The 6,457-nt window shown below is 65.9% G+C and carries 4 protein-coding genes; 3 read left to right on the plus strand and 1 reads right to left on the minus strand.

Annotated features, from left to right (window positions below; translation table 11 throughout):
- Positions 1 to 30: 30 nt before the first annotated feature.
- Positions 31 to 1,521 (minus strand): NCS1 family nucleobase:cation symporter-1, encoded by a 1,491-nt coding sequence (locus tag V0R62_RS21615; protein ID WP_330105168.1) that lies wholly within the window; start codon positions 1,519 to 1,521, stop codon positions 31 to 33.
- 616 nt (positions 1,522 to 2,137) lie between these two features.
- Between V0R62_RS21615 and hydA the strand changes: the two genes are divergently transcribed.
- From hydA to preA, 3 genes are all read left to right on the plus strand, one after another.
- A complete protein-coding gene (gene hydA, locus V0R62_RS21620) occupies positions 2,138 to 3,577 on the plus strand; it encodes a dihydropyrimidinase (protein WP_330105169.1) in 1,440 nt (479 codons plus the stop codon).
- 191 nt (positions 3,578 to 3,768) lie between these two features.
- A complete protein-coding gene (locus V0R62_RS21625) occupies positions 3,769 to 5,136 on the plus strand; it encodes an NAD(P)-dependent oxidoreductase (protein ID WP_330105170.1) in 1,368 nt (455 codons plus the stop codon).
- On the plus strand, positions 5,137 to 6,411 hold the full coding sequence (gene preA, locus V0R62_RS21630) for an NAD-dependent dihydropyrimidine dehydrogenase subunit PreA (RefSeq protein WP_330105171.1): 1,275 nt from the start codon (positions 5,137 to 5,139) through the stop codon (positions 6,409 to 6,411).
- Positions 6,412 to 6,457 lie beyond the last annotated feature (46 nt).

Genomic DNA, 6,457 nt, shown 5'->3' on the forward strand with positions numbered 1-6,457 from the left:
GTTTTGGCATCACGTGGGAGCGGCAGAGCATCAAGGCAACGGCTTGGCCAATCGCGCCGGCCCACGCACCGCGAGGCCGCCGAGGGCGTAGTAGAGCCCGCCGCCAAGCAGCGAGCCGGTGAACCAGCCATAGTCGTAGAACCAGCTGAAACTGCTGTTGCCGATGGCCATCACGGTCAGCGCCACCGGCACGCCGAAGGCGACGAACCCGGCCCAGTTCCAGGCCGGGTAGACGTCGTCGCGGTACAGCCCGGCCAGGTCCAGGTGCTGGCGGCGCACCAGGAAGTAGTCCACCACCATGATCCCGGCGATTGGCCCGAGCAGGCTGGAGTAGCCCAGCAGCCAGTTGGAGTACACGCTTTCCAGGCTCAGGTCGGAGACGATCCAGCCGAGCTTCTTGAGCAGCTCGTGGCCCATCAGCGCCAAGCCGATGAAGCCGGTCAGCCAGACCGCGCGGCTGCGCCCGATCAGGCGCGGGGCGATGTTCTGGAAGTCGTTGGTGGGCGAGACGATGTTGGCCGCGGTGTTGGTCGACAACGTGGCGATGATGATCAGCGCCATGGCCAGGGCCACCCAGCCGGGGCTCTGGATATGGCCGATCAGGCTCACCGGGTCGGATACCGTCTGGCCCACCAGCGAGGCGGAGGCAGCGGTCATGATCACGCCCAGCGAAGCGAACAGGAACATGGTCAGTGGCAGGCCGAAGATCTGCCCGAGGATCTGGTCCTTCTGGCTCTTCGCATACCGGCTGAAATCGGGGATGTTCAGCGACAGCGTGGCCCAGAAACCGACCATGGCGGTAAGCCCGGCGCAGAAGTAGCCGACCACGCTGGCGCCCTCGGGGCGCTTGGGCGGCTGCGCCAGCAGTTCGCTCATCGACATGTGCGGCAGCGCCCAGAACAGCAGGCCGACACCCACCGCCACCAGCAGCGGCGCCGACAGCGTCTCCAGCCACTTGATCGACTCGGCGCCGCGCAGCACCACCCACAGGTTCAGCGACCAGAACAGCATGAAGCCGATCACCTCGCCGGTGCCGCCCAGTGCCTTCCACTCGGGGAACAGCGAGCTGAGGAACAGGTGGATGGCCAGCCCGCCGAACATCGTCTGGATACCGAACCAGCCGCAGGCCACCACGGCGCGGATCAGGCACGGCACGTTGGAGCCGAAGACGCCGAACGAGGCGCGCAGCAGCACCGGGAAGGGAATGCCGTACTTGGTCCCGGGGAAGGCATTGAGGGTCAGCGGAATCAGCACGATGAGGTTGGCCAGCAGGATCGCCAGCAGCGCCTCGCCCACGCTCAGGCCGAAGTAGGCGGTGAGCACGCCGCCGAGGGTGTAGGTAGGCACGCAGATGGACATGCCCACCCACAGCGCTGTGATGTGCCACTTGTTCCAGGTGCGCTGGTGCACCTTGGTCGGGGCGATGTCGTGGTTGTAGCGGGGGCTGTCGAGGACGTCGCTGCCGGCGTCGAGCTCGAACAGGCCATGCTGCTCGACCACTTGCGATCTGCTCTGTTGCATGGGGTTCTCCAGGTCTTTTTCTTGTAGTTGTCGCTCATCGGGCTGACGCGATGGCCGGAGTACACACACCACCAGTACTGCACCTCCGGCGCGGCCAGGCGGTTGTGGCCTGCGTTTTCAACAAACGTGCCGGGAAAGCCTGCGCCTTCCCGGCGGCCGCCGCCGACCGGAGGTAACTCACTGTCTTGCAAAGGCATTCTTCAGCGCGACGACGAGGGTGGAGTGGGCACCCTGGTACGCCGTCTGTCTGGCCGGTCCATCACCCGCGTGGTTCAAACGGGTGCAACCTGGAAAACCACCGGCGCGGCCTGCGCCATCCAACCAGGAAACAAACAGCTGATTTTGCGTAGAAAATCTTGACCAATTTGGCTTCCTGTCAAGTGCGTCAAAATGGTGAAGGGGTGTCACATTTTGGTGATTTCTATAAATTATTGTTGATAATCAATAAGATACTAAATCAGATATTTGCATATATTTTTTCTTGATCAATATCCGATCAGATACTAGCCTCGATTCTTGTCAGGCCTGACAGGATTGAGTAAATCGCCTCCAGCGCCCGGCCCGAAACAATTCCAAGAACCGGCCAGAAGACCGGTCAGCCTGCGAGGAAAACGGCATGTCCCTGTTGATCCGTGGCGCCACCGTGGTTACCCATGAAGAGAGCTACCGTGCAGATGTCCTGTGTGTCGATGGCCTGATCCGCGCCATCGGCAGCAACCTCGAAACCCCGACTGATTGCGAAGTACTCGACGGCACAGGGCGGTACCTGATGCCCGGCGGCATCGATCCGCATACCCACATGCAGTTGCCGTTCATGGGCACGGTGGCCAGCGAGGACTTCTTCAGCGGCACCGCTGCGGGCCTGGCCGGGGGCACCACCTCGATCATCGACTTCGTCATCCCCAATCCGCAGCAATCGCTGCTCGAGGCGTTTCACACCTGGCGCGGCTGGGCGCAGAAGAGCGCCAGCGACTACGGCTTCCACGTCGCCATCACCTGGTGGAGCGAGCAGGTGGCCGAGGAGATGGGCGAGCTGGTGGCCAAGCATGGGGTGAACAGCTTCAAGCACTTCATGGCCTACAAGAACGCGATCATGGCCGCCGACGACACCCTGGTGGCCAGCTTCGAACGCTGCCTGCAACTGGGCGCGGTGCCGACGGTGCACGCCGAGAACGGCGAGCTGGTGTATCACCTGCAGAAGAAACTGCTGGCCCAGGGCCTGACCGGGCCCGAGGCGCATCCGCTGTCGCGCCCCTCGCAGGTCGAGGGTGAGGCCGCCAGCCGCGCCATCCGCATCGCCGAGACCCTCGGCACACCGCTGTACCTGGTGCACGTTTCCAGCCGCGAGGCGCTGGACGAGATCACCTATGCCCGGGCCAAGGGCCAGCCGGTGTACGGCGAGGTGCTGCCGGGCCACCTGCTGCTGGACGACAGCGTCTACCGCGACTCGGACTGGGCCACCGCCGCCGGCTATGTGATGAGCCCGCCGTTCCGCCCGCGCGAGCATCAGGGCGCACTGTGGGGGGGACTGCAGTCGGGCAACCTGCATACCACGGCCACCGACCACTGCTGCTTCTGCGCCGAGCAGAAGGCCATGGGCCGCGACGATTTCAGCCGTATTCCCAACGGCACCGCCGGTATCGAGGACCGCATGGCGGTGCTGTGGGATGCTGGGGTGAACAGCGGGCGCCTGTCGATCCACGAGTTCGTCGCGCTGACCTCCACCAACACCGCGAAGATCTTCAACCTGTTCCCGCGCAAGGGCGCGATCCGCGTCGGCGCCGACGCCGACCTGGTGCTGTGGGACCCGCAGGGCACGCGCACGATCAGCGCCCAGACCCATCACCAGCGGGTCGACTTCAACATCTTCGAAGGCCGCACCGTGCGCGGCATCCCCAGCCACACCATCAGCCAGGGCAAGGTGCTCTGGGCCGATGGCGACCTGCGCGCCGAGCCGGGCGCGGGGCGCTATGTGGAAAGACCGGCGTATCCGTCGGTGTACGAGGTGCTGGAGCGGCGGGCCGAGCACCAGCGGCCGACACCGGTTCAGCGCTGAGGCCTTTCGCGGCACAAGGCCGCTCCTACAGCAGAACGCGATCCCCTGTAGGAGCGGCCTTGTGCCGCGAAAGGGGCGCAAAGCGCCCCCTGATAACAACACAGACACATGCTCCTGTTGACTGCCATCCCTCAGAACGGACAGGCGAGTGACCGCCGCCTGAGCCCATAAAAAAGCGAGAGGCTACAACCGTGATCGACGCCCTGAACCACTTGCCGCGCCCCCGGGCCGGCGCAGACCAGCTGGCCGAGGCCTTCAGTGACCTCGCACCCCCGCTCACCGCCCGCCAGGCCGCCGTCGAAAGCGCGCGCTGCCTATACTGCTACGACGCGCCTTGCGTCAATGCGTGCCCCAGCGAGATCGACATCCCCTCGTTCATCCATCGCATCAGCGACGAGAACCTGCAGGGCGCTGCCGAACGCATCCTCTCGGCCAACATCCTCGGCGGCAGCTGCGCCCGGGTGTGCCCCACCGAGATCCTCTGCCAGCAGGCCTGCGTGCGCAACAACGCCCAGGAATGCGCGCCGGTGCTGATCGGCCAGCTGCAGCGCTATGCCCTGGACCACGCCGGCTTCACCGAGCATCCATTTCAGCGCTCGCCGGCCAGCGGCAAGCGCATCGCCGTGGTCGGCGCCGGCCCCGCCGGGCTGTCCTGCGCGCACCGCCTGGCCATGCACGGCCATGACGTGGTGATCTTCGAGGCGCGGGAAAAAGCCGGTGGCCTCAACGAGTACGGCATCGCCCGCTACAAGCTGGTGGACGACTACGCCCAGCGCGAAGTGGAATTCCTGCTGGGCATCGGCGGTATCGAGATCCGCCATGGCCAGCGCCTGGGCGCCAACCTGTCGCTGGGCGAGCTGCATGCCCAGTACGACGCGGTGTTCCTCGGCCTGGGCCTGGATGCCGTGCGCCAGCTAGGCCTGGCGGACGAGGACGCGCCGGGCCTGCTCGCCGCCACCGCGTACATCCGCGAGCTGCGCCAGGCCGACGACCTCACCCAGTTGCCGCTGGCCGACCGCTGCCTGGTGCTCGGCGCCGGCAACACCGCCATCGACATGGCCGTGCAGATGAGTTGCCTGGGCGCCCGCGACGTCAACCTGGTGTACCGTCGCGGCGTGTCCGATATGGGGGCCACCGGTCACGAACAGGACATCGCCAAGCACAACCAGGTGCGTCTGCACACCTGGGCCCGGCCCGATGCCGTGCTGCTGGATGATGCCGGGCGTGTACGCGGCATGCGGTTCGCGCGCACCCAGCTGGTCGACGGACGCCTGGGCGATACCGGCGAGACCTTCGAGCTGGCCGCCGACGCCATCTTCAAGGCCATCGGCCAACGCTTTGACGACGCAAGCCTCACTGATCCGCTGGCGGCGCAACTGGCCCGCGACGGCGAGCGCATCCAGGTGGATGCGCACATGCAGACCTCGGTCCCCGGCATTTACGCCGGCGGCGACTGCACCGCGCTGGGCCAGGACCTTACCGTCCAGGCCGTGCAACATGGCAAGCTGGCCGCCGAAGCCATCCATGCCCAACTCATGCTCAACGTGGAGGCTGCGTAAATGGCCGACCTGTCCATCGAATTCGCCGGCATCAAGGCGCCCAACCCGTTCTGGCTGGCCTCCGCGCCACCCACCGACAAGGCCTACAACGTGGTCCGTGCCTTCGAGGCCGGGTGGGGCGGGGTGGTGTGGAAGACCCTGGGCGAGGACCCAGCGGCGGTCAACGTGTCGTCGCGCTACTCGGCGCACTTCGGCGCCAACCGCCAGGTGCAGGGCATCAACAACATCGAGCTGATCACCGACCGCTCGCTGGAGATCAACCTGCGCGAGATCACCCAGGTGAAGAAGGACTGGCCTGACCGCGCGCTGATCGTGTCGCTGATGGTGCCGTGTATCGAGGAGTCCTGGAAGTTCATCCTGCCGTTGGTGGAGGCCACCGGCGCCGACGGCATCGAGCTCAATTTCGGCTGCCCCCACGGCATGCCCGAGCGCGGCATGGGTGCGGCCGTCGGCCAGGTGCCGGAGTACGTGGAGATGGTCACCCGCTGGTGCAAGACCCACTGCGCGCTGCCGGTGATCGTCAAGCTCACCCCCAACATCACCGACATTCGCCAGTCGGCGCGCGCCGCGCATAGGGGTGGAGCGGATGCGGTGTCTTTGATCAACACCATCAACTCGATCACCAGCGTCGACCTCGACCGCATGGTCGCCCACCCCATCGTCGGCGACCAGAGCACCCATGGCGGCTACTGTGGGTCGGCAGTCAAGCCGATCGCCCTGAACATGGTCGCGGAAATCGCCCGCGATCCCGAGACCCGAGGCCTGCCGATCTGCGGCATCGGCGGCATCGGCACCTGGCGCGACGCCGCCGAGTTCATCGCCCTGGGCAGTGGCGCGGTGCAGGTGTGCACGGCGGCGATGCTGCACGGCTTTCGCATCGTTGACGACATGAAGGACGGTCTGGCGCGCTGGATGGACCAGCACGGCCACCGCAACCTCGAGGCGTTTCGCGGCCAGGCGGTGGGGCACACCACCGACTGGAAGTACCTGGACATCAACTACCAGTCGGTGGCGCACATCGACCAGGACGCTTGCATCGGCTGCGGGCGCTGCCACATCGCCTGCGAGGACACCTCGCACCAGGCCATCGCCAGCACCCTGAAGGCCGATGGCACCCACGCCTACAGCGTGATCGAGGCGGAGTGCGTCGGCTGCAACCTGTGCCAGATCACTTGCCCGGTGGAGGGCTGCATCGACATGCAGGCGCAGGACACCGGCAAGCCGTACATGAACTGGACGCAGGATCCGCGCAATCCCTATCGCGAGGCGGGTTGAGGTCGGCGCAAAGCAGACCTCATGCAGTTCTCTCGTGGGAGCGGGG

The sequence above is a fragment of the Pseudomonas carassii genome, assembly GCF_036324045.1.
Lineage (GTDB): Bacteria > Pseudomonadota > Gammaproteobacteria > Pseudomonadales > Pseudomonadaceae > Aquipseudomonas > Aquipseudomonas peradeniyensis.